This is a genomic window from Bradyrhizobium sp. USDA 327 (genome assembly GCF_041262065.1).
GTDB classification, from domain to species: domain Bacteria; phylum Pseudomonadota; class Alphaproteobacteria; order Rhizobiales; family Xanthobacteraceae; genus Bradyrhizobium; species Bradyrhizobium liaoningense.
This window is the reverse complement of the sequence record NZ_JBGCCW010000001.1, coordinates 1256397-1281722: the sequence shown is the minus strand read 5'-3', so window position 1 is coordinate 1281722 and position 25326 is coordinate 1256397. Positions and strand designations below refer to the sequence as shown.

The window sequence follows — 25326 nt, the reverse complement described above, 5'->3', positions numbered from 1 at the left end:
CACGCCGGCCGCCGCAGCATTTTCCGGACAAGCCTCATGAATGCGCCGGTGACGCGGCGGAATGCCGTCCTCGGCATCGCCGTCGCGGCCACATCGCTCGCCGCACCTTCGGTCCTGCGCGCGCAATCGGCGGGCCGCGTCGTCGTGGTCGGCGGCGGCTTTGGCGGCGCGGCTTGCGCCCGCGCGCTCAAGCGCGCCGACGCCAGATTGCAGGTCACCCTGATCGAGCCGAACAAGACCTACATCTCCTGCCCCTTCAGCAACGAGGTGATCGCGGGCCTGCGCGAGATCGACGCGCAGCAGTTCGGCTACGACAGGCTCGCCGCCGCTGGCATCACCGTCGTCGCACAGGCTGCGACGGCCATCGACGCGCAAGAGCGTCGCGTGACCACGCGCGATGGCACCGCGTTTGGCTATGACCGGCTCGTGCTCTCGCCCGGCATCGACTTCCATCTCGATGCCCTGCCCGGCTACGACGAGGCCGCGTCGGAGACGATGCCGCACGCCTGGAAGGCCGGCGCGCAAACGCTTTTGCTCCGCAGGCAACTCGAAGCGATGCCGGACGGCGGCACCGTCGCCATTGCCATCCCGGCCAATCCCTCTCGTTGCCCGCCCGCGCCTTACGAGCGCGCAGGCCTGATCGCGCATTACCTGAAGACGAAGAAGGCGCGCTCGAAAGTTCTGATCCTCGATGCCAAGGACACCTTCTCCCTGCAGCGACTGTTCGAACAGGCATGGAAGGAACTCTACGGCGACATGATCGAGCGCGTCGCCCTCTCGCAAGGCGGCCGCGTCACCTCAATCGATGCCGCGACCAAGACCATCGTCACCGAATTCGGCAACTACACCCCTGATGTCGCCAACGTCATCCCACCGCAACGCGCCGGCCGCATTGCGGCGGTCGCGGGCGTTGCGGATGCGACCGGCTGGTGCCCGATCGATCCTGTCACATTCGAGTCGAAACTTGTCCCGAACATTCACGTCATTGGCGACGCCTGCCTTGGCGGCGGCATCCCAAAATCGGCCTCCGCTGCAACCGCGCAGGGCAAGGCCGGCGCTAGCGCGATCGTTAGCCTGCTCGCGGGTCGCACACCGGAGGCGCCACGACTCACAGGGGTCTGCTACAGCACCGTCGCGCCCGGCTATGGCTTCTCGCTCGCCGGCAACTACCAGCCCAGGGGCGACATCTTCGCCGAGGTCGAGGGCGGCGCGACCAGCCCGGTCGATGCGCCGCGCGAATTGCGCGCGCGCGAGGCAGCCGAGGCCGAGCGATGGTTTCAGACCATCACGGCGGACACCTTTGGCTAACGCAAGATGAGAGCAGGCTGTCACCACGAACAAGGTGCGCCCCCTCCCCCGCCTGCGGGGGAGGGTTGGGGAGAGGGTGTCTCCACCCGCGAGAACTCCCAAGAGGAAAGAGCCCTCACCCGCCGCTGCGCAGCGACCTCTCCCGCAAGCGGGAGAGGTAAGTGGAGTTCGCGGCGGCACCGTGCATCCCGTCCGACATCTGCGATTGCTGTACTTATTGCAGCCTGCCTCGCACTGTCATCAACCAAGGCGAACGAGCTTGTCCCCTACACAATCGTCAACGACGGCATTCCAGCCTCGCTCACAGGCTCCCCTGGCGATGCCGCGCGCGGCCGCGCGCTGGTGCTGGCGCGCACCACGACCTGCATTCTCTGCCATTCCGGCCCATTTCCGGAAACGCGGTTCCAGGGTGATCTCGCGCCAGATCTCACCGGCGCCGGGAACCGGTGGTCGGTAAACCAGTTGCGGCTTCGACTGGTCGATGCCTCGCGCTTCAACCCGCAGACCATCATGCCGTCCTACTATCGCGCCGGCGGCCTCGTCCGCGTCGGACGCAACTTCGCCGGCAAGCCGATCTTGTCGGCTGCGGAGATCGAGGACATCGTGGCTTTTCTTGCAACGCTTCGGGACTAGGGTCATGCCAACCACGCGACGACAATTCCTGGGCCTCGCCGGCGGCGTGACAGTCGCCGGCACGATCCCGATCGTCACCCTGCGGCCGCTCGAGGCGACACCGGCGATGCTCAACACCGCGATCCGCAACGTCGTCGGCGAAGCACAGATTCGCAGCGGCAGGGTGAAGCTCGACATTCCGCCGCTGGTCGAGAACGGCAACACGGTGCCGATGACGGTGAGCGTTGCAAGCCCGATGACGGCCGATGACCACGTCAAGAGCATCCACGTCTTCAACGAAAAGAACCCGCAGCCGAACATCGGCAATTTCTATTTCGGCCCCTCCTCCGGCCGAGCCCAGGTCTCGACCCGGATCCGGCTCGCCGACACGCAGAAGGTCGTCGCGATCGCGCATCTCTCCGACGACACGTTCTGGCAAATTGCCGCCGACGTCGTCGTGACGTTGGCCGCCTGCACCGAGGAGACGAACTGATGGCCGCCCTCATCAACGTTCCGGCAAAGGCCAAACGCGGCGACATCATCGAGATCCGCACGCTGACCTCGCACATCATGGAGACCGGCTTCCGCCACACCGCCGACGGCAAGCTGGTGCCGCGCGACATCATCACGAGTTTTGCATGTCGCTACAACGGCACGGAGATTTTTCGCGCCGATCTTTTTCCGGCGATCGCGGCGAACCCGTACTTGTCGTTCTTCACGGTCGCGAAGGACAGCGGCAGGTTCGAGTTCGAATGGATCGGCGACAACGGCTATTCGACAACCGCGTCGGCATCGATCACGGTCGAATGATCTCCTGGCGCGCGATAGCGGTGGCAACCTTGTTCGCCGCAGCCCCTGCCCTGCTCGCCGGTGAAATCCCGCCCGATGCGCGCCGCTCCGGCTACACCTTCATGGGCCCGGACACGCGCGCCATGCAGGACGACGACACCGCCAATCCCGGCATGCTGTTCGTGCTCGACGGCGAGGCGCTCTGGGCGAAGAAGACCGGCAGCGCCAACAAGGCCTGCGCGGATTGTCATGGCGATGCGCGCAGCAGCATGAAAGGCGCCGCGGCGCGCTACCCCGCCTTCGACCAGGCACTCGGCCGTCCCGTCACGCTCGATCAGCGGATCAATCTCTGCCGCGCCGATCATCAGCAGGCGGAGCCGCTGCCCTACGAGGATCGCGAGCTGCTCGCATTGTCCGCCTTCGTCGCCCACCAGTCGCGCGGCACCGCGATCACGGCCGGTGACGATCCAAAGCTCAAGCCGTTTGTCGAGCAGGGCCGCGCGCTCTTCATGCAGCGCGAGGGCCAGCTCAACCTCGCCTGCACCAACTGCCATGACGACAATTTCGACAAGCGGCTTGCGGGCGCGCCGATCACGCAGGGACAGCCGACCGGCTATCCGCTCTACCGGCTGGAGTGGCAGACGCTGGGATCGCTCGAGCGGCGGCTGCGCAGCTGCATGACCGGCGTCCGCGCCCAGGCCTATGGCTACGGCTCACCCGAGTTGGTCGCGCTCGAGCTCTATCTGATGTCGCGGGCGCGTGGCCTGCCGATGGAGACGCCAGCCGTGCGCCCCTGAAAAGAAACCGGCCGGGACACGCCCGGCCGTTCCTCGACGCTTGAGGTCCACGCCTACTCCGCCGGCGCGGCAGACATCTCCGGATGCGCGGCGTAGGGTTCGCTGGCGCCGAGCTTGCTTGCGGCGAACAGGCCGGCGGCCATCACGGCGTAGGCCAGCGCGACCGCGGGCGTCACGCCAAAGCCGCCGCCGATGCCGACGGCCTCGCGCATGCATGAAGCCGAAGTAAGTCAGGATCGCCCCGACCAGCGCAAAGGCGGACGCCTTCTCGAAATCCCGCTCGATGATGAAGACGCCGATCGCGCCCAGGATGAGGCCGCCGAGGATGGAGCCGCCGCCCATCACCTCAAGCCCATGATAGAACACGCCCTGCTGCGGCAGCGCGGCGATCGCGGCGGCCTTGACCGCATCGGCCTTGTCGGCGGCAAGCCCGCCCACGGTGGCCGCCGCATTCATGGTCGAGCCGAGCATGGTGTCGATCTGAAGCTTGGCCCAGGCGGCGAGATGCGGGGTCAGCGCCAGCACGATGGCGGGCGCGTGCTTGACCGGCGTGGTCTGGAACGCCTGCGCGCCGATCAGCATGCCGATATAGAGCAGGATCGGCGAGATCGCGACGACGGGCACGAGCGCCAGCAGCACCGAGATGATGCCGAACCACGACAGCACGACCACTATGATGCCGGTCGCCGCCGAGTAACCGATCCGACCGCCCATCGCCTTCCAGCCGGGGTGGCCGATATAGACGGCGTTGATGAAGGGATTGCCCATCAGGCAGCCGATCAGGCTGACGACGCCGTCAGCGGTGAGCACGCGCGTGGTCGGATAGTTGTCGCCGGCAGCCTCCGCGCTCTCGACATTGTCCATGGCCTCGACGAGGTCGTAGATGCCGAACGGAATGGCCGTGACCAGAATGATGCCGAGGAATTCGAAACCGGAGAAGACGTAGCCCACCGCCGGGATCGGCACCGAGAAGCCGAAGTTTGCGAAGGCAGCGCCAACGCCTGCGATGCTCAATCCGCCAAGGCCGAGCCCGAACAGGTTGGAGCCCCATGCGATGATCATGCCGGCTGCGATGGCGACGAGACCCGCCGGAATGCCGCGCCAGTATTTCACGCCACCGAACCAGCTCACCAGGATGATGGCGAAGCAGACCAGACCAATCTGCGGCGTCATGTACATTTCGAGCGCCGGCCGCATCGAGATGAAGGTGACGGAAACGCCGGCAAGCGTGCCGAGCAGCGCTGCGCGCGGCGTGATCCTGCGGATGAGCGGCGCGATGAAGCCGCCGATCATGAGAATGAAGCTCTGGAAGAACACCCAGACGAGGCCCGCCGACCAGCCCTTGAGCGGGTCGCCGGTCTTGAGCGTGATCGGCAGCATGATCACGAAGGTGACGATGAACATGTGCGGCACGCTGACGCCGGAAGGCAGCGCGCAGACGTCGTTGCGGCCGGTCTTCTGCGCCAGCCGGTACGCGAGATACGCATAATAGAAGGTGGACAGGCACATCATCAGCCCGAGGGCAGGCAGGATGCGGCCGAACACGAGGCTATCAGGCATCTTGAGCACGAAGCGCAAGAGGCCCGTGAGCACCAGCATGTTGACGAGGATGTTGGTGCCGAAGCCGAAAAGCGCGTTCCAGTCGCCCGATGTCCATAGCGCCGGTTTGAACCCGGACGTGTTCAGATCAGATTTGCCGGCCGTCCCCGTCAATGTGCTCATGATGTCACCCCTAAAGTGGTCGAACTCTTCATCGCCTCCAGGACTGCGGCTGAGCTCGCGACCCAGCCGAAGATGCCGCCCTGGGCCTTGATCATCTTCAGGCCCATCTCGTGAAATTCGGGGAAGTAGGATGCGCAGCCGTCGGAGATGACGACGCAGCGATAGCCGCGGTCATTGGCCTCGCGCACGGTGGTGTTGACGCACACTTCTGTCGTGACGCCGCACACCAGGAGATTCTCGATACCGTGTTTCTCCAGGACATCGTCGAGCTCGGTGGCGTAGAAGGCGCCCTTGCCCGGCTTGTCGATCACGATTTCACTGTCGAGCGGATAGAGCTCGGGAATGATGTCGTGACCGGCCTCACCGCGAATGAGAATGCGCCCCATCGGGCCGGGATCGCCGATGCGAAGGCTCGGCGCGCCGCGCTCGACTTTCGCCGGCGGTGCGTCGGAGAGATCGGGCAGATGCCCCTCGCGCGTATGTATGACCAGCATGCCGGTGTCGCGCGCCGCCGTCAGCACCGCGCCGATCGGCTTCACCGCGCGCGCAAGCTGGCTGACATCGTTGCCGAGCGTTTCGCCGAAGCCGCCGGGCTCCATGAAGTCCCGCTGCATGTCGATGATGAGGAGCGCGGTGGCGGGCCAGTCGAGCGTGATCGGCTCGGGCTCGGCGCTGATGACGCCCTTTGCCGGCTTGACTGAGTTCAACATGACGCAGACCCCCGCGAGAACTCTCTTGGCCAGGAGTTCTGCAAGCGCCGTGCCATTGTGTACAATAGCGATAGGAAGGAGAGATTCGAGAAATTCGCTGCTATGTCAAAATGTTATGAGACGAGAGCGCGTGTGCTCATTCGCTGTGCGGCGGTTTTACGGCGTGCATTTGCTCAATGCTTAAGCGGCGGCGAGACTTTCACCAGCCGTCATTCCGGGGCGCGACGCAGTCGCGAGCCCGGAATCCATCGGGCCGCAGTACCCGAGGTGAAATGGATTCCGGGCTCGACGCTACGCGTCGCCCCGGAATGACGACGCACGTGTGTGGCGACGCCTTGCCCCTACCGCCCAGCCCCATACAGCCGCCGATACTCTTCCTCATACGGCGCATAGGAATCCTTCAGCGTCGCCATGTTCAGCAGCATGGTCGCCACCATCGCGCCCGTCTTGTCGAACACGCGTGTCTTCACCCAGGCGCTCTCGGTACGTCGGCTGCCGGAGAGCGCAACGACCTCGCGCTCGACTTCGTACGCCTCGTCGACGAAGAGCGGGCCCCTCACGAGGCGGATCTCCTGGTCGGCGAACAGGCCGACGGCCGGGCCCTTGGCCGGCAGCGGATCGTCCTTGGAGCGGTACTGGAACAGCACGCTCAGCATCTCCATCGGGATGATAGGCTTGCCCCACGGATTATCCGCGCCCGAGTAGTAGGGCGAACTCTCGGTGATGACGGCGAGCTTCTGCCGGAGTGAGAACGGGTAGAGGTCGCCCATGGTCTGATCGAAGGCCATGCGCACCGACTGCCGCTTGCCGGTCTGCGCCACCTTCACATCGCGCAGGATTACGGGATCGATGAGCGGCTTGAGCTCGCCGAGGCGCGTCTCGAGCGCGGTCGCAACCGGCGCATCGGCGGCCGAGGCCGTACCGCGCAGCACCTCGATGCCGTCGCGCTTGACCATCTGAATCTGGCACTGGCTCGTGCCGGGCAATGGCTTCGACAGGATCGCCTGCACCTCCTCACCTTCGTAGCAGACGCTGCGATAATGCGCGGAAAGGCAGCCCGTCTCGAACCAGGCACGACCCCATAGCCGTTCGCCGAGCGGAGCGAACTGGCTGAAATGGGTCGGTCCTTCGATGGTGCCGCCCTTGAAGCCGAGCTTCTGGGCGGTGGCGTCGTCGTGGATGGAGGCGTGCGCGTCGTAGGTTTGCGCTTGCAGCATCTGGCGCGGCTGGCGCCACGGCCCGATCAGCGCTTCGGCCGTTTCCGTGATATCGGTGTCGAATGCGTTTGCAGTCATGGTGCTCTCCACAGGCAGCCATGACTAGCAGGAGCGCCACGGATGCGGCCAGCGATATTGACTTCGCTGGCGCATACTCTTGACTGTCACAATCCGCGTCGCGCCGCCGCACTTCCTCCCGCAGCGCAAACTCCACGCCGAACGAAAGACAAGGACTCCCGAAATGACGCTGATGCAGGTCGAGCTGGATGATAAATACCGGCTCGAATCGAAGCGGATATTCCTGTCCGGCACGCAGGCTCTGGTTCGACTGCCCATGTTGCAGCGCGAGCGCGACCGGCTCCAGGGGCTCAACACCGGCGGCTTCATCTCGGGCTATCGCGGTTCCCCGCTTGGCATGTACGACCACGCATTGTGGCGGGCGAAGTCGCACCTCCAGCAGCACGACATTGCCTTCGTCCCCGGGCTGAACGAGGACTTAGCTGCAACCGCCGTGTGGGGCAGCCAGCAGGTCGGCCTGTTTCCCGGCGCCAAGGTCGATGGCGTGTTCGGCATCTGGTACGGCAAGGGGCCCGGCGTCGATCGCTCGGTGGATGCGCTCAAGCATGCCAATGCAGCCGGCACCTCGCTGAACGGCGGCGTGCTCGCGCTTGCCGGCGACGACCACGGCTGCCAGTCCTCGACGCTGGCGCATCAGAGCGAGCAGGTGTTCGCGGCGGCGCTGATCCCGGTGATCAATCCCGCGACGCTGCAGGACTATCTCGACCTCGGCCTCTACGGCTTCGCGCTGTCGCGCTTCTCCGGCTGCTGGGTCGGCTTCAAGGCGATCAGCGAGACCGTCGAGAGTTCGGCCTCGATCTACAGCGACCCTGAACGTATCCAGATCAAGCTGCCCGACGATTTCGAGATGCCGCCCGGCGGCCTCAACATCCGCTGGCCCGATCCGCCGCTCGAAGCCGAGAAGCGCCTGTTCGGCCCGAAGATGGCCGCCGTCCAGGCCTTCGCCCGCGCCAACCAGCTCGACCGCATCGTGCTCGATTCAAAGCCGGCGCGGCTCGGCATCGTCGCGACCGGCAAGGCTTATCTTGATCTGCGCCAGGCGCTCGCCGATTTGGGCATTACGGACAAGGACGCGCAGGATCTGGGCTTGCGCATCTACAAGGTCGCGCTGACCTGGCCTCTCGAGGAAAGCGGCGCCAAGCGTTTCGCCGAAGGCCTTCAGGACGTGCTGGTGGTCGAGGAGAAGCGCGGCTTCATCGAAGACCAGCTCATGCGCATCCTCTACAATGTCGACGCGTCGAAGCGCCCGACCGTCGCGGGAAAACGCGACGAGCGCGGCGCGCCGCTGCTGCCGGGCGAGGGCGAGCTGACGCCGACCATCGTCGCGGGCGCACTGGTGGCACGCTTGCGCAAGCTTGGCCATCACAGCCCGGTGCTGGAGCAGCGCCTCGCCCGGCTCGAGGCCTTCGACAATCCCGTCACCACCGGCACGCAGATCAAGCTGGCGCGCACGCCGTTCTTCTGCTCGGGCTGCCCGCACAACACCTCCACGCGCGTGCCGGAGGGCAGCCGCGCCATGGCCGGCATCGGCTGCCACGGCATGGCCCTGAGCATGCCGACCCGCCGGACAGACCTGATCTCGCATATGGGCGCCGAGGGCGTGAACTGGATCGGCCAATCGCCCTTCACGAGCGAGACGCACATCTTCCAGAATCTCGGCGACGGCACCTATACCCACTCCGGTCTTCTGGCGCTGCGCGCCGCTTCCGCCGCCGGCATCAACATCACCTACAAGATCCTCTACAACGATGCCGTCGCCATGACCGGCGGCCAGCCGGCCGAAGGCGCCTTCAACGTCGCGCAGATCGCGCATCAGGTCTGGGCCGAAGGCGTCAAGCGGCTCGCGATCGTTTCCGACGATCCAGGCAAATATCCGCAAGGAAACTACTTCCCGCAGGGCGCGACCATCCATCACCGCCGCGAGCTCGATGCCGTGCAGCGCGAGCTGCGCGACATCAAGGGCCTCACCGTCATCGTCTACGACCAGACCTGCGCCGCCGAAAAGCGCCGCCGCCGCAAGCGCGGGCTCTATCCCGATCCCGCCAAGCGCGCCTTCATCAACGAGCTCGTCTGCGAAGGCTGCGGTGACTGTTCGCAGGCTTCCAATTGCGTCTCGGTGCAGCCGCTGGAGACCGAGTTCGGCCGCAAGCGTCAGATCGACCAGTCGAACTGCAACAAGGACTTTTCCTGCGTCGAGGGCTTCTGCCCGAGCTTTGTCACGGTGCATGGTGGAACGTTGAAGCGGATGAAGACCTCGGCGGTCGATTCCGGGCAATTGTTCGCCGATCTGCCGCTGCCGCCGGCGCGAGAGCTCGACGGCCCCTACAACATCCTCGTCACCGGCATCGGCGGCACCGGCGTCATCACCATCGGTGCGCTGCTCGGCATGGCTGCCCATGTCGATGGCCGCGGCTGCTCGGCGCTCGACTTCACCGGCCTGTCGCAGAAGAACGGCGCGGTGATGAGCCATGTGCGCATCGCGCCGAAGCCGGAAGATATCTCCGCGGTCCGCATCACCACGGGCGGTGCCGACGTCATCCTCGGCTGCGACATGATCGTTTCGGCCGGCCCGACCGCACTCAGCCGCGCCGCGCGCGGCGTGACGAAGGCCTACATCAACGCCGACCTGCAGCCGACTGCGAGCTTCGTGCAAAACCCCGATCTCGATTTCGAAATGGGCACGATGCAGACCGTGCTGCGTGACGCGATCGGGGACAAGAATCTCGACATCATCGATGCGACGGGCATTGCCGCCGCGCTGATGGGCGACAGCATCGCAACCAATCCCTTCATGCTCGGCTTCGCCTTCCAGAAGGGCGCGATCCCGCTGTCGCTGGAGGCCCTGCTCCGCGCCATCGAGATCAACGGCGCCGCGATCGAGATGAACAAGCTCGCCTTCACCTGGGGCCGTCTCGCCGCCCACGACATGTCGCGGGTGCGCAGCGTGCTCCAGTTCAAGAGCCGCGCATCCGCGCCAACGAAATCGCTCGACGACATCATCGCAGCCCGCGCCGAGTTCCTGACCTTCTATCAGGACAAGGCCTACGCCGACCGCTATCTCGCGGCGGTCGCCAAGGTGCGCAAGGCGGAGAGCGCAGCTTCGCCCGCGTCGACGGAGCTGACCGAGGCCGTCGCGAAGAACCTGTTCAAGCTGATGTCCTACAAGGATGAATACGAGGTCGCACGGCTCTACACCGACGGCAGCTTTGCCAGGAAGGTGTCGGAGAAATTCGACGGGGACTTCACACTGAAGTACCACCTCGCCCCGCCGATCTTCGCAAAGCGCGACAAGGTGACCGGACACCTGCAGAAGCAGGAGTTCGGCGGCTGGATGATCCATGCCTTCCGCATGCTCGCAAAGCTCAAGTTCCTGCGCGGCGGCCTGCTCGATCCGTTCGGCCGCACCGAGGAGCGCCGGACCGAGCGGAAGCTGATCGCGGATTACCTGGCGATGATCGATCAGCGGATCGTCGGGCTGCAAGCGGCACAGATCCCGCTGCTGGCGCGGCTTGCACGCGTGCCCGAGACGGTCCGCGGCTTCGGCCACGTCAAGGAAGCCAATATCAGGCTGGCGGCGGCGGAGAAGGCCCGGCTGGAAGCGGAGCTCGAGAACAGCCGCTTTGCGGCCGCTGCGGAGTAGGAGAAGGCGTTTCGCCACACTCTCGGTGTCATCGCCCGGCTTGACCGGGCGATCCCGTACTCCGAGACGGCTGTGATTCCTCGATGGGCCGCGGCGTACTGGATGCCCCGCTTTCGCGGGGCATGACAGGGGTGGGGACGGCTAGACTGGTGTCGTGGCCAGCCTTGGTGGCAGCGCCACGCTGCCCTCAGCCAGATGCCGCCCCGCGATGTACCCGAACGTCAGCGCGGGGCCGAGCGTGATGCCCGGAGCCGGATAGTTGCCGTTCATAATCGAGCCCATGTCGTTGCCGCAGGCGTAGAGGCCGGCGACCGGGGTGCCGTCCTTGCGCAGCACACGCGCTTGCGCATCCACCGTCATGCCGATGGCCGTGCCGAGATCCGCCGGATAGACGCGCAGCGTGAAGAACGGCGCGCGGACGATCGGCGCGACGCAAGGGTTGGGCTTGTGCGCGGCATCGCCGAGATGGCGCTGATAGATGGTGCTGCCGCGACCGAACTCGGGATCGCGCCCCTCCTTCGCAGCGGCGTTGTAACTGGCGATCGTCGCTGCAAGCACGGACGGCTTGATGCCGATCTCGACTGCAAGCTGCGCGACATCCGCCGCCTCGATCAACTCACCGCTCGCTACATAGCGCCGGTAATTGCGCGTGAATGGCTTGATGCGGCCGAGGCCGTAAGCCCACAGGAACAGGCGGTCGCAGATCAGGTGGAACGGCTGATCCGGCTCACCTTTGGCCTCGCGCAGCATGGCCAGCACGAACTCGTGGTGGGACAGCGCCTCGTTGACGAAGCGCCGGCCGGCCGCATTGACGGCGATCAGGCCGGGCTTGGCGCGGTCGGTCACCATGTGCGGGAACACGCCGCGACTGCCATCAGTGCGGCGGAACAGCGAGGCCGGGACCCAATAGGCCACGTTCGTCGCGTCCGTGTTGAGCGCTGCACCGGCCGCAGTCGCCAGACGAATCCCGTCGCCCGTCGCCGACGCAGTGGCCGCCGAGATAAAACCTGCCCCGGCCGGGAAGAAGCGTTTGCGCATGCTCGCATCGTGCGAGAAGCCCCCGGTCGCGAGCACGACGCCGCGGCGCGCCGCGATCAGGCGGTCGCGGGCGCCGTGGCGGATCACCACGCCGGCGACGCGCTCGTCCCGCATCGATAAGCCCTCGACATGAGCGCTGAAGAGGATCTCGACCTGCCGCACCAGCAGCGTGGCATACAGCTGTGCGGCGAGCGCATTGCCGCGATGCAACGTTGTGCCGCGCGGCGATCGCAAGCGCTGCCACGCATCCGCAGAAACCAACTGGGCCGCGCGCAAGGCCGAGCGCAGCAACTTTCCGATCCTGCCTAGATGCGGCATGTCGAGGCGGCTGACCATCATCCCGCCGAACCGCGTGCACTCCGGCAGCGGTGGCCGCAATCGCGCGAAACCCTTTCCCAGCCGTGCGCCGTCGAAAACAACCGGCTCCAGCACGCGGCCGCCGGGCGTCGCCCCCAGCCGCTCCGGATAATAGTCCGGACAGGCCTTCACCGGCTGGAAGGCGCACCTCGGTGTTGGCTTCGAGATAGGCGATCGCCTCCGGCCCGCGCGCGAGGAAGGCGGCGCGCAGGCCGGCATTGGCGGGCTCGGGGACCGTGCTCGACAGATACCGGACTGCATCGGTGACGCTGTCGGAAAGTCCCGCCTCTTTCATCCTGGGGTTGGCGGGGATCCAGACCATGCCGCCAGACCACGCGGTGGTGCCGCCGACGAAGGCGGTCTTCTCGACCACCAGCACGCGCAGGCCTTCGGCGGCGGCGACGGCCGCGGCCGTCATGCCACCGGCACCGGCGCCGATGACAATGACGTCGTAGGTCTCGTGCGCCGGCATCATGCGGCCAGCTTCCGTGAGCGAGGCATGACGGTGTCATACCGCGCCCAGGCGCCCGAGCGCTAGCGCGCCTTCTTGCGCTCGATCGGATCGATATCGATCGCTCGCAGGCGGCCGAGCCGCAGCACGTCCATGGCGAGCCGCCGGCCGATCCGGTCGCGGTCGAGCACGCGGATCAGATCATCGACGCCGTTAATCTCGACGCCGTCGAGCCTGATCACGACGTCGCCGGGCAACAGGCCCGCCTTGGCCGCGGGTCCATCCGGCTCGATCTGCATCAAGAGCGCGCCCATCTTGTTCTCGACGCCGGCCAGCACCGCATGCCGCCGCGGGACCGGCGCGGTCTGGCCGGCAACACCGATATAGGCGCGGCGGACATAGCCGTGGCGGATGATCTCCGACAGCACGAATTGCGCGGTATTGCTGGCGACCGCAAAGCAGATGCCTTGCGCGCCGTTGATGATGGCGGTGTTGATGCCGATGACCTCGGCATTCGACGACACCAGCGGGCCACCCGAATTGCCGGGGTTGAGCGCGGCATCGGTCTGGATCACGTCCTCGATGGTGCGCCCGCTCACCGAGCGGATCGAGCGCCCGAGCGCCGACACGACGCCGGCGGTCACGGTCGATTCGAAGCCGAGCGGATTGCCGATCGCGATCACCAGCTGGCCGCGGCGCAGGATCTTGGAGTTACCTAACGCGGCATAAGGCAAGTGGCGCGCGCCGTTGGCGCGCAGCAGCGCAAGATCGGTGTCGGGATCGACGCCGAGCACCTGCGCGTCGCCGACATGGCCCTCGACGTCGCGCAGCCGAATTTCCTTCGAACTGCCGACCACATGGCTGTTGGTGAGGACGAGCCCATCGGGCGAGATCACGATGCCCGAGCCGAGCCCGCCGCGCTCGCGGCCGTTCGGCACCTTCGGCCCGGTCTCGACGCGCACGACCGCGGGACCGACACGGTCGGTCACGTCGATCACGGCATTGGAATAGGCGTCCAGCAGGGCCCCGTCGTCCACAGGGGCAAATGTTGTCGTTCGCGATGACGGCGCGTCATCGACGATGTCTGAGGTGAAGTCCAGCATGGCAAGAGTCCTTGAGGCTCACACAGATGGTGGCCTGCTCCCGCTCGCGCAAGTGCCCGCTCGGGACGCAAGGCTGGGCTGCCAAGGCCGGGCTACGAACGCCGGGCTACGAAGGCGGGGCTGCTAGCGGGCCCGCCTCAGAGAGCCTCCTCTTGCCTTGACCGGGTCGAGCAGCGACCAGTCCCCATCCGGGAGCACGTGCCCCTTGGGGAACGGCGCGCGCAGCTCCAGCCCGAGCGAGCGCAGCACGCGGTCGTCGCGGTAGTAGCATTGCAGGACCACGCGGACGAGCGTTGCGGCGGCGACGCCGGAGTTGCGGAACTGCTGGGCGACGCCGTCGCGCGCGGCGGGCTCGAGATCGGCCAGCGGCATGCCGGCGAGCCGCGACAGGTGATCCAGCGCCGTCACGACCTGTTCGGTGTCGCGGCCGAGCGTTGCGAGAATGTCGGCCTGGATGATGTCGTCATCGGCGCCGGGCACACGGTATTCCTCGCTCGCCGGAATGATCATCCCGGCGATGGTGCGGAGGTCGTCACGCTGCCGCAGCGTCAGAGAGAGTTGATCAGACATTGTGTTCTCTTCCAAATCTCGTGCGGCGATGAAGGTCTGCTCCCTCCCCCGCCTGCGGGGGAGGGTTGGGGAGAGGGTGTCTCCACAGAGGGGCTCCCCCAGAGGAGAAAACCCTCACCCGGCGCGCGGGACGATGCTTCGCATCGCCCGGACGCGCCGACCTCTCCCGCAGGCGGGAGAGGTGCAGCAAGCGCGTGGCTGGGTCTGAACATCATCATTCTCAATCGAACAAATTGGCGAGGCGCTGCTTCATCTGGTCGGCGATGTAGAGCGCGAGGGCCTGGATGGTCGACGTCGGGTTCACGCCGCCCGAGGTGACGAAGATGCTGCCGTCGACGATGAAGAGGTTCTTCACGTCGTGCGAGCGGCCCCATTCGTTGACCACGGAACGTTCTGGATCGGTGCCCATCCGCGCGGTGCCGAGCAGATGCCAGCCGCCCCAGGGGATCGGATTGTTGATGCAGATGTCGGTCGCGCCGGCGGTCTCGAGAATCTCCCGGCCGCGCGCCAGCCCGTGCTCCATCATTTTCCGGCTGTTCTCGCTGATGGTATAGTCGACCTTCGGCGCGGGGATGCCGTGACTGTCCTTCAGCACGGGATCGAGCGTGACGCGGTTGTGCTCCTCGGGTAGATCCTCGCAGATTGCCGACACCGCGAGCCGATGACCGTTGAGCTTACGGAATACGCGATGATGGTCGGCGCCCCATGGCAGAATGCCCTTCTGCTCGCTCGCCACCGCCTCGAACACCGGCCCCGCGCCACGGCCGAACTGGATGCCGTAGCCGCGCACGAAGCCGCGCGACGGGTCAGTGTCGTAAAACTCCTTGCTCCACAGGCAGGTCGGCGGCGCGCGATTGCTGTCGGTCGGCTCCTTCACAAATCCGTAGATTTGAGCATAGGGATGGAACATCAGGTTCTTGCCGACGAGGCCGGACGAATTTGCAAGCCCGTTGGGAAAGCGCCCCGAGGCCGAGTTCAAAAGCAGGCGCGGCGTGCCCACGCCGTTGCAGGCGATGATGACAACATGCGCGGGCTGAAACTGCTCGACGCCGTCCTTATCGTAATAGACGACCCCCGAAGCCATGCCGTTCTCGTCGGTGGTGATCTCCCGCACGCGGCAATGGGTGCGCAGCTCGACGCCGGCGCGGATCGCATGCGGCCAATAGGTGATGTCGGTGGAGGACTTTGCGCCTTGCGCGCAGGCCGGCGTGCAATGGCCGAGGTTGATGCAGCGCGCCCGGCCCTCATAGTCCATGGTCGCGACTGTCGTGTCCGACGGCCACCAGTGCCAGCCGAGCTTGTTCATGGCCTTGCCGATGATGGCGCCGGACAATCCGAGCGGCTGTTGCGGCATCGGCGGATGCGTCAACGGCGAGAGTGGATCGCCTGACAGGCCGGACGTCCCCATCATGCGGTCGTTCTCTTCGAAGAACGGGGTCAGCGCGTCGTAGTCGATCGGCCAGTCGTCGGCGACGCCGTCCAGCGTCTTCACCTTGAAATCGGAGGGATGCAGCCGCGGCCAATGCGCGGTGTACATCACCGTCGAGCCGCCGACCGCATTGTAGTTGACGACCTTGATCGGGGAGTTGTCGTCGTTGATCGGGTAGTCCTCGGGCCGGCCGCGGACGTTGGGGCTCGACGACCACTCGCCGTAGAATTTGGCCTCCCAATCCCGGCCGGTGCTGGGATATTCCGCCGGATTCATCCAGCCGCCCTGCTCCAGGCAGAGGATGTGCATCTTGGTCTCGGCCAGCGACCACGCCACCGCCGCGCCGGAAGCGCCGGCGCCGATGATCAGGACGTCCACGGGGTCTTTCATCGCAAGCTTTTCCTCCCCCTCGCCGCTTCCCGGGCGATTCGGCCTTTCGCGCTCGGCGAGGCCGGCGAACGATAGGGTCAGAGCGACGGCCGAGTAAAGCCGCGAGGCCGGAATGTCGCACTTCGCGGGGTGCAGACCATTGGTATCGCCACATCCCGATGCTAGGAACGAGACGCACGAGCCATCGATAGCGAGACCGTATGTCCTTCCGATTTTACTTTGCCAGCGCCCGCGCTTTTGCGCTCGTTTCGTTTTTCGCCTTGTCCGGATTTCTGGGCACCTCCTCCCCTGCCTCGGCGCTGACCGGCGCCGCCACGGCCCGCGACGGCAACTCCATCCAGCTTGGCGACGTGACGTATCGGCTGGACGGCGTCGATGCGCCCGAGCTGGACCAGGTCTGCATCGACGATCACGCCGATGCCTGGACCTGCGGTATCGAGGCCCGCGATCAGCTCACGAAGCTCATCAAGGGACGCGTGGTGCGCTGCGACGATGTCGGGCCGGAAAAGAGCTTCGGCAAGCGACACCGGGCGATCTGCACGGCCGAGGGCGACAAGTCGACCTTGAACGAACAGCTGGTCAGGCTCGGCTTTGCCGTCGCCCGGGAGCCGATCAAGGCCAACGTCAAGGCCGCTGCGGCCGAAGCCAAGACAGCCGCCGCCGGGATCTGGAAGGGCTGTTTTGTTGCACCGCAAGATTTCCGCGCCGGCAAGAAGGACGGCACACTCCTGGGCGCCGCCTGCCGGCCCGACCGCGACAAGGAGATTCGCGCCGTGCTGTTTCCGGAGGAACTGACGATGCCGCCCAGCTGCAGCATCAAGGGCAAGCTTGCGGTGCGCGCCCGCGTCACCGGCAATATCGGCATCTATCATTTGCGCGGTTGCCCGAGCTATCCCGCGACCACCAAACCGGACCGCTGGTTCTGCTCGGAGGACGACGCCCAGGCGGCCGGCTTCCGCAAGGCCTATAATTGCCGCCGGCCAAAGTGAATAAGCGGGTTCCGCACCCGTGAGTAGTATTCCGGGTACGTATTGATCCGGAATTGAACTTCATCGGCAGTTGCTGCATTGGTAAGCCTACGCGAGCGCCTTGCGCGAGCGTTTCCTTGGCAACAATCCGGCTCCGGCCCGATTGTCTTTGCTCGGGCGTTTCCTCCCTAGACTTGGCCGCTTGTCACAAGCAAGCGGCCGTTCTTTTCTGTGCGCCGCTGTGCAAGCCGAGGCGTCGTGCCCGCAACGAGCCATGACGCAACGTCAGCGCTCCGGATGCACCGTGACGCCTTGATGCGATCGTTGCGCGCGATCACTGCATCCGCATGATCTGGTCCATCGGCGGCATGTTCGCGTTGAGATGCGCCATGATCCAGACCGTCCCGCCCACCACCAGGAAGACGACCAGCAGGCCGAAGGCGAGCGCCAGCACGTTGTTGGTATTGTCGGGGCCCGTGGTGATGTGCAGGAAAAATACGAGATGCACACCCATCTGTGCGATCGCAAGCACGATCAGCGCGACGGGAATCGAGGGCTGCCAGACCAGATCGGTGCCGGCGATGAAGAACGAGGTCGCCGTAAGCAGCAGCGCGAGCACGAGCCCGACGACGTAACCGAGAATCCTCGCGCCGACACTATGCTGCTCTTCCTCGCCCGGTGCGAGGTCGTGTTTGACCACCCCATGCGTCTGCTCGCTCATGGCGCACTCCCGAGCAGGTAAACGACCGAGAACACCGCGACCCAGATGATGTCGAGCGCGTGCCAGAACAGCGCAAAGCACGTCATCCGGCGCAGGATGTCGGCACGAAAGCCCTTTGCGAAAACCTGGGCCATCATGGTGAGCAGCCACAGCACGCCGGCGGAGACGTGCAGCCCGTGGCAGCCGACCAGCGAGAAGAACGCGGTCAGGAACGCGCTACGCGACGGACCGTAGCCGCGGGCGACGAGATCGGCGAATTCGCGGAACTCGAGGACGAGAAATATCAGCCCGAGCACGCAGGTCACGGTCATGCCGAGATAGAACCAGAACCGGTTGCGCACGTCGGCGGCGATGCTGGCCATGCCGCAGGTGAAGCTCGAGAGCAGCAGGCAGACCGTCTCGATCGCGACATTCCTCTGATCGAAGATCTCCGCACCCTTGGGGCCGCCGGCAGTCTGGCCGGACAGCACCGCATAGGCCGCGAAGAAGCAGGAGAACATCACGATGTCGGAGAGCAGGAAGATCCAGAAGCCGTAGGCGGTCACGATCCGCTTCGGCGCTGGCCCGGGATGCTCGATGACGACGCCGATGTGATGGGGATCGGCCCGGGCGTGGTCGGCAGTCGCGGTCATCGCCATCAGACCGCTCCCGCCATGCTGACGAGGCCGCGCCGCTCATCGACGTTGATGCGGTCGATGCGGGCGACCTCCTCGGCAGGAATGACGTACTCGTCATGGTCGCGCCAGGCGGACACGACGAAAGTCGCGAACGCGCCGATGCCGCCCAGGATCACCATCCACCAGATGTGCCAGATCAGCGCGAAGCCCATGATGGTGGCGAAGAACGCGCAGACGAATCCGGTCGGCGAATTGCGGGGCATCTCGATGTCCTGATATTCGGGCTCTTCGTGCTCGAGCGATTGCTGCCGGGCGTGGACCTTCATCTCCCAATAGGCGTCCTCGCCGCGCACATCGGGATTGAAGGCGAAGTTGAATACCGGCGGCGGCGACGAGGTCGCCCATTCCAGCGAGCGCCCGTCCCAGGGATCGCCGGTGCGATCGCGCAATGCCTCGCGATTGCGGATGCTGACCACGAGCTGCACGATCTGGCAGATCACGCCGATCGTCAGCACGGCCATACCGACCGCCGCAACGATCATCCAGGGCCGCCAGGCCGCGACGTCGTAATGCTGCATGCGGCGGGTCATGCCGAGCATGCCGGCGATGTAGAGGGGCATGAAGGTGACGTAGAAGCCGAGGAAGGTGAACCAGAACGCGGCCTTGCCCCAGCGCTCGTCGAGGCGGAAACCGAACGCCTTCGGAAACCAGTATTCGAAGCCGGCGAAGGCGCCGAACAGCACGCCACCGATGATGACGTTGTGGAAGTGCGCGACCAGGAACATGCTGTTGTGGAGCATGAAGTCGGCCGGCGGCACCGCGACGAGGACGCCCGTCAATCCGCCGATGATGAAGGTGACCATGAAGCCGACCGACCACAACATCGGCGTCGCAAAACGGATGCGACCGCCATACATCGTGAACAGCCAGTTGTAGATCTTCACGCCGGTCGGTATCGCAATGATCATGCTGGCGATGCCGAAGATGGCATTGACGTCGGGCCCCGCCCCCATCGTGAAGAAATGATGCAGCCAGACCATGAAGGAAACGACGCAGATTGCCATGGTCGCGAGCACCATGGAGCGATAGCCGAACAGCGCCTTGCCGGAGAAGGTCGAGACCACCTCCGAGAAGATGCCGAAGGCGGGCAGCACCAGGATGTAGACCTCGGGATGGCCCCAGGCCCAGATCAGGTTCATGAACATCATGACGTTGCCGCCGGCCTCGTTGGTGAAGAAGTGGAAGCCGAGATAGCGGTCCAGCAGCAGCATCGCGAGCGTGGCGGTGAGGATCGGAAAGGCCGCGACGATAAGAAGGTTCGAGGCCAGCGTGGTCCAGCAGAACATCGGCATGCGCAGATAGTTCATGCCCTTCGTGCGCAGCTTCAGCACGGTCGTGACGAGATTGATGCCGGCGACCAGAGTCCCGACGCCGGAGATCTGCAATGACCAGGCGTAATAGTCGACGCCGACACCGGGCGAGTAGACAAGCCCCGACAGCGGCGGAAAGGCGAGCCAGCCGGTGCGCGCGAACTCCCCGACCACGAGCGAGACATTGACCAGCAGCGCCCCGGTCGCGGTCAGCCAGAAGCCGACCGAATTGAGCGTCGGAAACGCGACGTCGCGCACGCCGAGCTGAAGCGGCACGACGAGGTTCATCAGCCCGATCACGAAGGGCATCGCCACGAAGAAGATCATGATGGTGCCATGCGCGGAGAAGATCTGGTTGTAGTGCTCCGGCGGCAGATAGCCCTGCGACTGATAGGCGACCGCCTGCTGGATCCGCATCATGATGGCGTCGCTGCCGCCGCGCAGCAGCATCACCGAAGCGAGCAGGATATACATGACGCCGATGCGCTTGTGATCGACGCTGGTGATCCATTCGCTCCAGAGATAGGGCAGATGCCCCTTCGCCACGACCCACGTCAAGACGCCGAGGATTGCGACCAGCACCACCGCGCCGGCGACGAGCGGAATCGGTTGATCAAGCGGAATGGCCGACCAATCGAGCTTACCGAGCATCATGGCCTCCACTGTGCGACCGGCCTGCTTCGGATGCGAGCTCCGGCCCTGGCCCCGGCGGAATGTGCTGGGTCGCGATCAGGTCGAACAGCCGTGGATCGTCCAGGCGGTAGACAGGCCGGCCCTTCTCGATGCCCTGCTGCATCAGCTTCTTGTAGCTGTCCGCGTTCAGAACTGCATCCGTCTTGGCGGTATTCGCCACCCATTCCGGAAAGGCGAGCGGCGAGACGACGTTGACGTCGAACATCATGTCGGGGAACCCATCGCCGGAGAAATGCGCGGACAGGCCCTGGAGCTTGCCTTCATTGTCGGCGCGCAGGTTGAGCTTCGTCACCATGCCGTTCATGGTGTAGATCATGCTGCCAAGCTGCGGGATGAAGAACGTGTTCATCACGCTCGACGATGTCAGCTGGAAATTCAGCTCGGCGCCCGCAGGCACCGTCAACGTGTTGATGGTGGCGATGCGCTGGTCCGGATAGATGAACAGCCATTTCCAGTCGAGCGACACGGCCTGGATCCGCACCGGGCTTCCGGTGCCCGGCACGGGCGCGGCCGGATCGAGCTGGTGCGAGCCGATCCAGGCGACACCGCCGAGCAGGATGACCGTGAGTGCAGGGATCGACCACACCACCATTTCGACGCGACCGGAATAGACGAAGTGCGGCTGGTAATGCGCTTTCGAATTCGAGGCGCGAAACCAGAAAGCAAAGCCGAGGATCGCGATGATGGTGGGCACCACGATCACGAGCATGATGAAGACGGAATCGACCAGAATGGTGCTGTTGCCCGCAGCCACGGGCCCTTGCGGATCGAGCAGATTCATCGGCAAGCCACTGGCGGTTGGGAGCCCCCGGACCGAGCCTAGCGCGGGAAAGGCTCCGGCAGCAAACGCTGCGACCTCGGAACGGTTCCTGCACTGCAAGGCTCAGTCATACGCGACAGGCCCGCCGCAACATGCAATTCCATGTGATGTCAATGACATGCACGCGGGCGCCACGCCCTTCTCTCCGGACGGGGCGATTGCTAATCTGCACGAAAATAATGGGACGAACGGTGCCCGTGCCGGGGAGTGAACCGAGATGCGCTTGAAGGACAAGGTCGCGATCGTCGTCGGGGCCGGGCAAAGTCCCGGCGAAGGCATGGGCAACGGCCGCGCCACCGCGCTCACCTTCGCGCGCGAAGGCGCGAAGGTCTTGTGCGTCGACCATCACCTGGAGTCGGCGCAGGAAACGGTGGCGATGATCACCGCGAAACTCGGCACGGCCGCGGCCTTCAAGGCCGACGTGACCAAGTCTGCCGACATCAAGGCGATGGTGGCCGACGCGCAATCGCGCTGGGGCCGGATCGACGTGCTGCACAACAATGTCGGCGTCAGCCTGTCCGGCGGCGACGCCGAGCTGCTGCAACTGACCGAGGAGGCGTTCGACCGCGTCGTCGCCATCAATCTGAAGAGCTGCATACTCGCCGCGAAGGAGGTGATCCCGATCATGCGCGCTCAACGAAGCGGCGCCATCATCAACATCTCCTCGATGGCCGCGATCACGACGTATCCCTATGTCGCCTACAAGGCTACGAAATCCGCGATGATCGCCTTCACCGAACAGCTCGCCTATCAAAACGCGGAATACGGCATCCGTGCCAACGTCATCCTGCCCGGCCTGATGAACACGCCGATGGCCGTCGACACCCGGGCCCGCGAATGGCACAAGACCCGCGCCGAGGTCGAAGCCGAACGCGACAGCAAGGTGCCGCTGCGCAGGAAGATGGGCACCGGATGGGACGTCGCCAACGCCGCGCTGTTTCTGGCGTCGGACGAGGCGAACTTCATCACCGGCGTAACGCTGCCGGTGGATGGCGGCGCGAGCGTGAGGCGGGGGTAGGTTCGTTCTCCCTCTCCCCGCTTGCGGGGAGAGGCGACGCATGCTCGCTCACCGCGAATATGTCACCCGCCAGATCGTGCCGTTGCCGTCCTCCGACACCAGCAGCGATCCATCCTTCGCCATGGCGACGCCGACCGGACGGCCCCAGACCTCCGAGTCGCTCACGACGAACCCCGTGACGAAATCCTCGTACTCCCCGGTCGGCTTGCCGTCTTTCATCCGGATGCGGATCACCTTGTAGCCGGTGCGCTTCGAGCGGTTCCAGGAGCCGTGCTCGGCGGCGAAGGCGTCGCCCTGGTATTCGGACGGAAACTGCGTGCCCTGATAGAAGGTCATGCCGAGCGAGGCCGAGTGCGGCTGGATCAGCACGTCGGGCACCGTCACCTTGTCCTTCAGGTCCGGGCGCGCGCCGGCGTGGCGCGGGTCCTCGTTGCCGCCGATGTAGAACCACGGCCAGCCGTAGAACGCGCCCTCCTTCACGCTGGTCACGTAATCGGGGACGAGATCGTCGCCGAGGCCGTCACGCTCGTTGGTCGAGCACCAGGGCAGACCGGTCTGCGGCTGGATTGCGAGGCCGACGCAGTTGCGGAGGCCGGTGGCGTAGATCTTCCGCTCCTTGCCGTCAGGATTGAAGGCCAGCACGGTCGCGCGCTCGGTTTCGCTCGCCCAGGCCGCGCCAAGCGGCTGCGCCTTCGACCACGCCTCCAATCCGCCCGGCGGAGTACCGATGCCCTCCGCGACGTTGCTGAGCGAACCGACCGAGACCAGCATGCGCTTGTTGTCGAGCGTGAAAGCGATATCGCGTGTGGAATGGCCGCCGTCATGCGGCAGGCTTGCCACGATCGTCTCCGCCTTGCCGCGCGCCTTGAGATCGCCGGCCTGATAGGGAAAGCGGACGACGCCGTCGGTGTTGGCGATATAGACCCATTGCGGATTGTCGCCGTTCGGAAAGAAGGCGATGCCGAACGGCTGCCGCAGTCCGCCGGCGAACACCTCGTTGGTCGCGACCTTGCCGCCCTCCCCGGCGCGCAACACGCGGATGTTACCGGCCCGTGTCTCCGCGACGAAGACGTCGCCGTTCGGGGCCACGCGTATGATGCGCGGCGCGCGCAGGCCTTCGGCGAACAGCTCGATCTTGAAGCCGGCCGGCACTTGGAGCGCGGCCTCCGGCGGACGCGGCACCACGCGCGACGAGCTCGCAACCGACCGCGTGGCGCCGGGCCTTACCAGATCCTGGGGCCGGATCAGCCTGACCGTGCCGGGCTTGTCGGCCCGCCAGTCGCCATAGGCGTCCTTGCCCTGCAACACCGGCTCGGCCTGCGCGCCGGCTGCAACCGCCACCAGCAGCCCCGCGGATATTGCCGCGAACGAAATCCTGTTCTTCACGTCGTCTTCCTCCCACTTGTACGCACCGAGCGTCAACGCCGTTCATCCGCAAACGTTCTGCGGCAGGTCAAACACCCGCCGCATTCGACGCCGGCTCATGCCCGCACGATAGGCATCCGGTGCACCCATCGTACTGGAAAACACCGCAGATAGATGCGACACATTGCAAGGGTGCGGTTGCGGTCATGAAAGCTGCGACATCGCCGTCGCGACTGATGGGAAGATCATGTGGGGATCCGTGATATCGGAATGGGCGAGCCTGCTGCTGCGCTGGCTGCACGTGGTGGCGGCGATCGCCTGGATCGGAAGTTCGTTCTATTTCATCGCCCTCGACCTCAGCCTCAAGCCCAGGAGCAACCTGACAGGCGACCTGCCTGATGGCGTGCAGGGCGAGGCCTGGCAGGTTCATGGCGGCGGCTTCTACCGGATCATGAAGTATCTGGAGGCCCCAAGCCGGATGCCGGACGAGCTGACCTGGTTCAAATGGGAGGCTTACACCACCTGGCTGTCCGGCTTCGCGCTGATGGTGGTGGTGTATTATCTCGAGGCCGACCTGTTCCTGGTCGACAGGGCGATCCTCGACATCACGCCCTTCCAGGCCGGGCTGTTCAGCTTCTGCAGCCTCGCGCTCGCGTGGCTGCTTTATGAAGCCGCCTGTCGCACCGGGCTTGCGCAGCACGAATTGCCCTTCGCCATCGGCGGCTATCTGTTCCTGGTCGCGCTGACTTACGCCTTCACCCACGTGCTGAGCGGCCGCGGCGCCTTCAACCAGATCGGCGCGATCATCGGCACGATCATGGTCGCCAACGTCTTCGCGCTGATCATCCCGAACCAGAAGAGGATCGTGGCCAGCCTGATCGCGGGCGAGGCGCCCGATCCAAAGCTCGGCAAGGCCAGCAAGGAGCGGTCGGTCCACAACAACTATCTGACGCTCCCTGTGGTCGTGCTGATGATCAGCAACCACTATCCCCTGCTCTACGCCACGCGCTTCAACTGGATCATCGTTGCGATCATCCTGGCGCTCGGGCCGGTGATCCGCCACTTCTTCAACGAACGACACGCGGGGCGCAGATCGCCGTGGTGGACGTGGGGCGTGGCGGCAATCGGCGTGGTCGCGATCTTGTTCCTCTCCGCGGCCGGCCCTCGCGAAGCCAGGACAAGCGCGCTGGCGGCACGGCCGACGCTCGCCAATGTCGAGGAGATCGTGATGTCCCGCTGCAGCATGTGCCACGCGGCCGAGCCGGCCTGGGCCGGCATCGTGACCGCCCCGAAAGGCGTCCTGCTCGACGCGCCCGAGCACATCCATCGCAACATCCGCCTGATCGGCCGTGTCGCCGCCTGGTCGAACGCCATGCCGCCGGGCAACATCACGGAGATGACCAGCGAGGAGCGGGCGCTTATCGCCGCCTATATCGAGCAGGCGCGCTGACGCCGTCGCGCGAGGATGCCTTGCGCGGAATGAAATTCCGCATCTGCCGCTGAATTGAAAATGACTTGACCGCCTAACCGGCGTAGACAGGAG

At 65.4% G+C, this 25326-nt stretch carries 19 protein-coding genes and 2 pseudogenes; 9 read left to right on the top strand and 12 right to left on the bottom strand.

All coding sequences use genetic code 11. The annotated features are described in order from the left end of the window. The first annotated feature begins 36 nt into the window (after positions 1 to 36). The 5 genes from ABIA42_RS05855 to soxA all read left to right on the top strand — a co-directional run bounded on the left by ABIA42_RS05855 (position 37) and on the right by soxA (position 3506). On the top strand, positions 37 to 1308 hold the full coding sequence (locus ABIA42_RS05855) for an FCSD flavin-binding domain-containing protein (RefSeq protein ID WP_370114955.1): 1272 nt from the start codon (positions 37 to 39) through the stop codon (positions 1306 to 1308). Between the two features lie 204 nt (positions 1309 to 1512). Continuing rightward, complete coding sequence (soxX, locus tag ABIA42_RS05850) at positions 1513 to 1941, top strand: sulfur oxidation c-type cytochrome SoxX (RefSeq protein ID WP_271530265.1); 429 nt, start codon at positions 1513 to 1515, stop codon at positions 1939 to 1941. Between the two features lie 4 nt (positions 1942 to 1945). Then, the gene (locus ABIA42_RS05845; protein ID WP_271530066.1) at positions 1946 to 2413 is read left to right on the top strand and encodes a SoxY-related AACIE arm protein; all 468 of its coding nucleotides are present in this window, start codon (positions 1946 to 1948) and stop codon (positions 2411 to 2413) included. Beyond that, complete coding sequence (gene soxZ, locus ABIA42_RS05840) at positions 2413 to 2730, top strand: thiosulfate oxidation carrier complex protein SoxZ (protein WP_271530067.1); 318 nt, start codon at positions 2413 to 2415, stop codon at positions 2728 to 2730. Before ABIA42_RS05845 ends, soxZ begins: the two co-directional genes overlap by 1 nt. Then, a complete protein-coding gene (gene soxA / locus ABIA42_RS05835; RefSeq protein ID WP_271530266.1) occupies positions 2727 to 3506 on the top strand; it encodes a sulfur oxidation c-type cytochrome SoxA in 780 nt (259 codons plus the stop codon). The genes soxZ and soxA overlap by 4 nt, the downstream gene beginning before the upstream one ends. Positions 3507 to 3559: 53 nt before the next feature. On the opposite strand, the pseudogene ABIA42_RS05830 reads toward soxA, so the two are convergent. The 3 genes and pseudogenes from ABIA42_RS05830 to ABIA42_RS05820 all read right to left on the bottom strand — a co-directional run bounded on the left by ABIA42_RS05830 (position 3560) and on the right by ABIA42_RS05820 (position 7233). After that, positions 3560 to 5228: pseudogene (locus tag ABIA42_RS05830) on the bottom strand (regulator). Then, complete coding sequence (locus tag ABIA42_RS05825; RefSeq protein ID WP_370114960.1) at positions 5225 to 5938, bottom strand: cysteine hydrolase family protein; 714 nt, start codon at positions 5936 to 5938, stop codon at positions 5225 to 5227. The pseudogene ABIA42_RS05830 and the gene ABIA42_RS05825 overlap by 4 nt, the downstream one beginning before the upstream one ends. Positions 5939 to 6279: 341 nt before the next feature. Continuing rightward, a complete protein-coding gene (locus ABIA42_RS05820) occupies positions 6280 to 7233 on the bottom strand; it encodes a hypothetical protein (RefSeq protein ID WP_370114962.1) in 954 nt (317 codons plus the stop codon). 163 nt (positions 7234 to 7396) lie between these two features. Here ABIA42_RS05820 and ABIA42_RS05815 point away from each other — a divergent pair, with 163 nt between their 5' ends. Then, entirely contained in the window at positions 7397 to 10873 is a 3477-nt protein-coding gene (locus ABIA42_RS05815) for an indolepyruvate ferredoxin oxidoreductase family protein (RefSeq protein WP_370114964.1), read from the top strand. 141 nt (positions 10874 to 11014) lie between these two features. Here ABIA42_RS05815 and ABIA42_RS05810 read toward each other — a convergent pair. The 4 genes and pseudogenes from ABIA42_RS05810 to ABIA42_RS05795 form a co-directional block, all read right to left on the bottom strand. Then, positions 11015 to 12743: pseudogene (locus tag ABIA42_RS05810) on the bottom strand (FAD-dependent oxidoreductase). Between the two features lie 59 nt (positions 12744 to 12802). Further along, entirely contained in the window at positions 12803 to 13822 is a 1020-nt protein-coding gene (locus ABIA42_RS05805; RefSeq protein ID WP_370114967.1) for a S1C family serine protease, read from the bottom strand. Between the two features lie 123 nt (positions 13823 to 13945). Then, positions 13946 to 14392, bottom strand: coding sequence for a hypothetical protein (locus ABIA42_RS05800; RefSeq protein WP_370114969.1), 447 nt, complete (start codon positions 14390 to 14392; stop codon positions 13946 to 13948). Between the two features lie 220 nt (positions 14393 to 14612). Then, entirely contained in the window at positions 14613 to 16211 is a 1599-nt protein-coding gene (locus ABIA42_RS05795; protein WP_370114971.1) for a GMC family oxidoreductase, read from the bottom strand. A gap of 200 nt (positions 16212 to 16411) precedes the next feature. Between ABIA42_RS05795 and ABIA42_RS05790 the strand changes: the two genes are divergently transcribed. Next, positions 16412 to 17200, top strand: coding sequence for a thermonuclease family protein (locus tag ABIA42_RS05790; protein ID WP_271530076.1), 789 nt, complete (start codon positions 16412 to 16414; stop codon positions 17198 to 17200). Between the two features lie 313 nt (positions 17201 to 17513). Here ABIA42_RS05790 and cyoD read toward each other — a convergent pair whose 3' ends face one another. The 4 genes from cyoD to ABIA42_RS05770 are packed head-to-tail and all read right to left on the bottom strand — an operon-like array spanning position 17514 to position 21361. After that, positions 17514 to 17900, bottom strand: a complete 387-nt coding sequence (cyoD, locus tag ABIA42_RS05785) for a cytochrome o ubiquinol oxidase subunit IV (protein ID WP_271530077.1) — start codon at positions 17898 to 17900, stop codon at positions 17514 to 17516. After that, a complete protein-coding gene (locus tag ABIA42_RS05780) occupies positions 17897 to 18538 on the bottom strand; it encodes a cytochrome (ubi)quinol oxidase subunit III (protein ID WP_271530078.1) in 642 nt (213 codons plus the stop codon). The genes cyoD and ABIA42_RS05780 overlap by 4 nt, the downstream gene beginning before the upstream one ends. Next, a complete protein-coding gene (cyoB, locus tag ABIA42_RS05775; RefSeq protein ID WP_370123632.1) occupies positions 18538 to 20538 on the bottom strand; it encodes a cytochrome o ubiquinol oxidase subunit I in 2001 nt (666 codons plus the stop codon). The genes ABIA42_RS05780 and cyoB overlap by 1 nt, the downstream gene beginning before the upstream one ends. Then, the gene (locus ABIA42_RS05770) at positions 20528 to 21361 is read right to left on the bottom strand and encodes a cytochrome ubiquinol oxidase subunit II (RefSeq protein WP_370114974.1); all 834 of its coding nucleotides are present in this window, start codon (positions 21359 to 21361) and stop codon (positions 20528 to 20530) included. The genes cyoB and ABIA42_RS05770 overlap by 11 nt, the downstream gene beginning before the upstream one ends. Positions 21362 to 21617: 256 nt before the next feature. On the opposite strand from ABIA42_RS05770, the gene ABIA42_RS05765 reads away from it, so the two are divergent. Next, a complete protein-coding gene (locus ABIA42_RS05765; RefSeq protein ID WP_370114976.1) occupies positions 21618 to 22418 on the top strand; it encodes an SDR family NAD(P)-dependent oxidoreductase in 801 nt (266 codons plus the stop codon). Positions 22419 to 22466: 48 nt separating this feature from the next. Here ABIA42_RS05765 and ABIA42_RS05760 read toward each other — a convergent pair whose 3' ends face one another. Then, the gene (locus ABIA42_RS05760) at positions 22467 to 23804 is read right to left on the bottom strand and encodes a sorbosone dehydrogenase family protein (protein WP_370114978.1); all 1338 of its coding nucleotides are present in this window, start codon (positions 23802 to 23804) and stop codon (positions 22467 to 22469) included. 226 nt (positions 23805 to 24030) lie between these two features. On the opposite strand from ABIA42_RS05760, the gene ABIA42_RS05755 reads away from it, so the two are divergent. Further along, positions 24031 to 25233 (top strand): urate hydroxylase PuuD, encoded by a 1203-nt coding sequence (locus ABIA42_RS05755; protein ID WP_370114980.1) that lies wholly within the window; start codon positions 24031 to 24033, stop codon positions 25231 to 25233. Positions 25234 to 25326: the final 93 nt, after the last annotated feature.

Excerpts from the sequence above, each read along its gene's own strand:
- ABIA42_RS05855 (WP_370114955.1), top strand. The coding sequence starts at position 37 with ATGAATGCGCCGGTGACGCGGCGGAATGCCGTCCTCGGCATCGCCGTC.
- ABIA42_RS05845 (WP_271530066.1), top strand. The coding sequence starts at position 1,946 with ATGCCAACCACGCGACGACAATTCCTGGGCCTCGCCGGCGGCGTGACA.
- soxZ (WP_271530067.1), top strand. The coding sequence starts at position 2,413 with ATGGCCGCCCTCATCAACGTTCCGGCAAAGGCCAAACGCGGCGACATC.
- soxA (WP_271530266.1), top strand. The coding sequence starts at position 2,727 with ATGATCTCCTGGCGCGCGATAGCGGTGGCAACCTTGTTCGCCGCAGCC.
- ABIA42_RS05825 (WP_370114960.1), bottom strand. The coding sequence starts at position 5,938 with ATGTTGAACTCAGTCAAGCCGGCAAAGGGCGTCATCAGCGCCGAGCCC.
- ABIA42_RS05820 (WP_370114962.1), bottom strand. The coding sequence starts at position 7,233 with ATGACTGCAAACGCATTCGACACCGATATCACGGAAACGGCCGAAGCG.
- ABIA42_RS05815 (WP_370114964.1), top strand. The coding sequence starts at position 7,397 with ATGACGCTGATGCAGGTCGAGCTGGATGATAAATACCGGCTCGAATCG.
- ABIA42_RS05805 (WP_370114967.1), bottom strand. The coding sequence starts at position 13,822 with ATGCTGGACTTCACCTCAGACATCGTCGATGACGCGCCGTCATCGCGA.
- ABIA42_RS05800 (WP_370114969.1), bottom strand. The coding sequence starts at position 14,392 with ATGTCTGATCAACTCTCTCTGACGCTGCGGCAGCGTGACGACCTCCGC.
- ABIA42_RS05795 (WP_370114971.1), bottom strand. The coding sequence starts at position 16,211 with ATGAAAGACCCCGTGGACGTCCTGATCATCGGCGCCGGCGCTTCCGGC.
- ABIA42_RS05790 (WP_271530076.1), top strand. The coding sequence starts at position 16,412 with ATGTCCTTCCGATTTTACTTTGCCAGCGCCCGCGCTTTTGCGCTCGTT.
- cyoD (WP_271530077.1), bottom strand. The coding sequence starts at position 17,900 with ATGAGCGAGCAGACGCATGGGGTGGTCAAACACGACCTCGCACCGGGC.
- ABIA42_RS05780 (WP_271530078.1), bottom strand. The coding sequence starts at position 18,538 with ATGGCGATGACCGCGACTGCCGACCACGCCCGGGCCGATCCCCATCAC.
- cyoB (WP_370123632.1), bottom strand. The coding sequence starts at position 20,538 with ATGCTCGGTAAGCTCGATTGGTCGGCCATTCCGCTTGATCAACCGATT.
- ABIA42_RS05770 (WP_370114974.1), bottom strand. The coding sequence starts at position 21,361 with ATGAATCTGCTCGATCCGCAAGGGCCCGTGGCTGCGGGCAACAGCACC.
- ABIA42_RS05765 (WP_370114976.1), top strand. The coding sequence starts at position 21,618 with ATGCGCTTGAAGGACAAGGTCGCGATCGTCGTCGGGGCCGGGCAAAGT.
- ABIA42_RS05755 (WP_370114980.1), top strand. The coding sequence starts at position 24,031 with ATGTGGGGATCCGTGATATCGGAATGGGCGAGCCTGCTGCTGCGCTGG.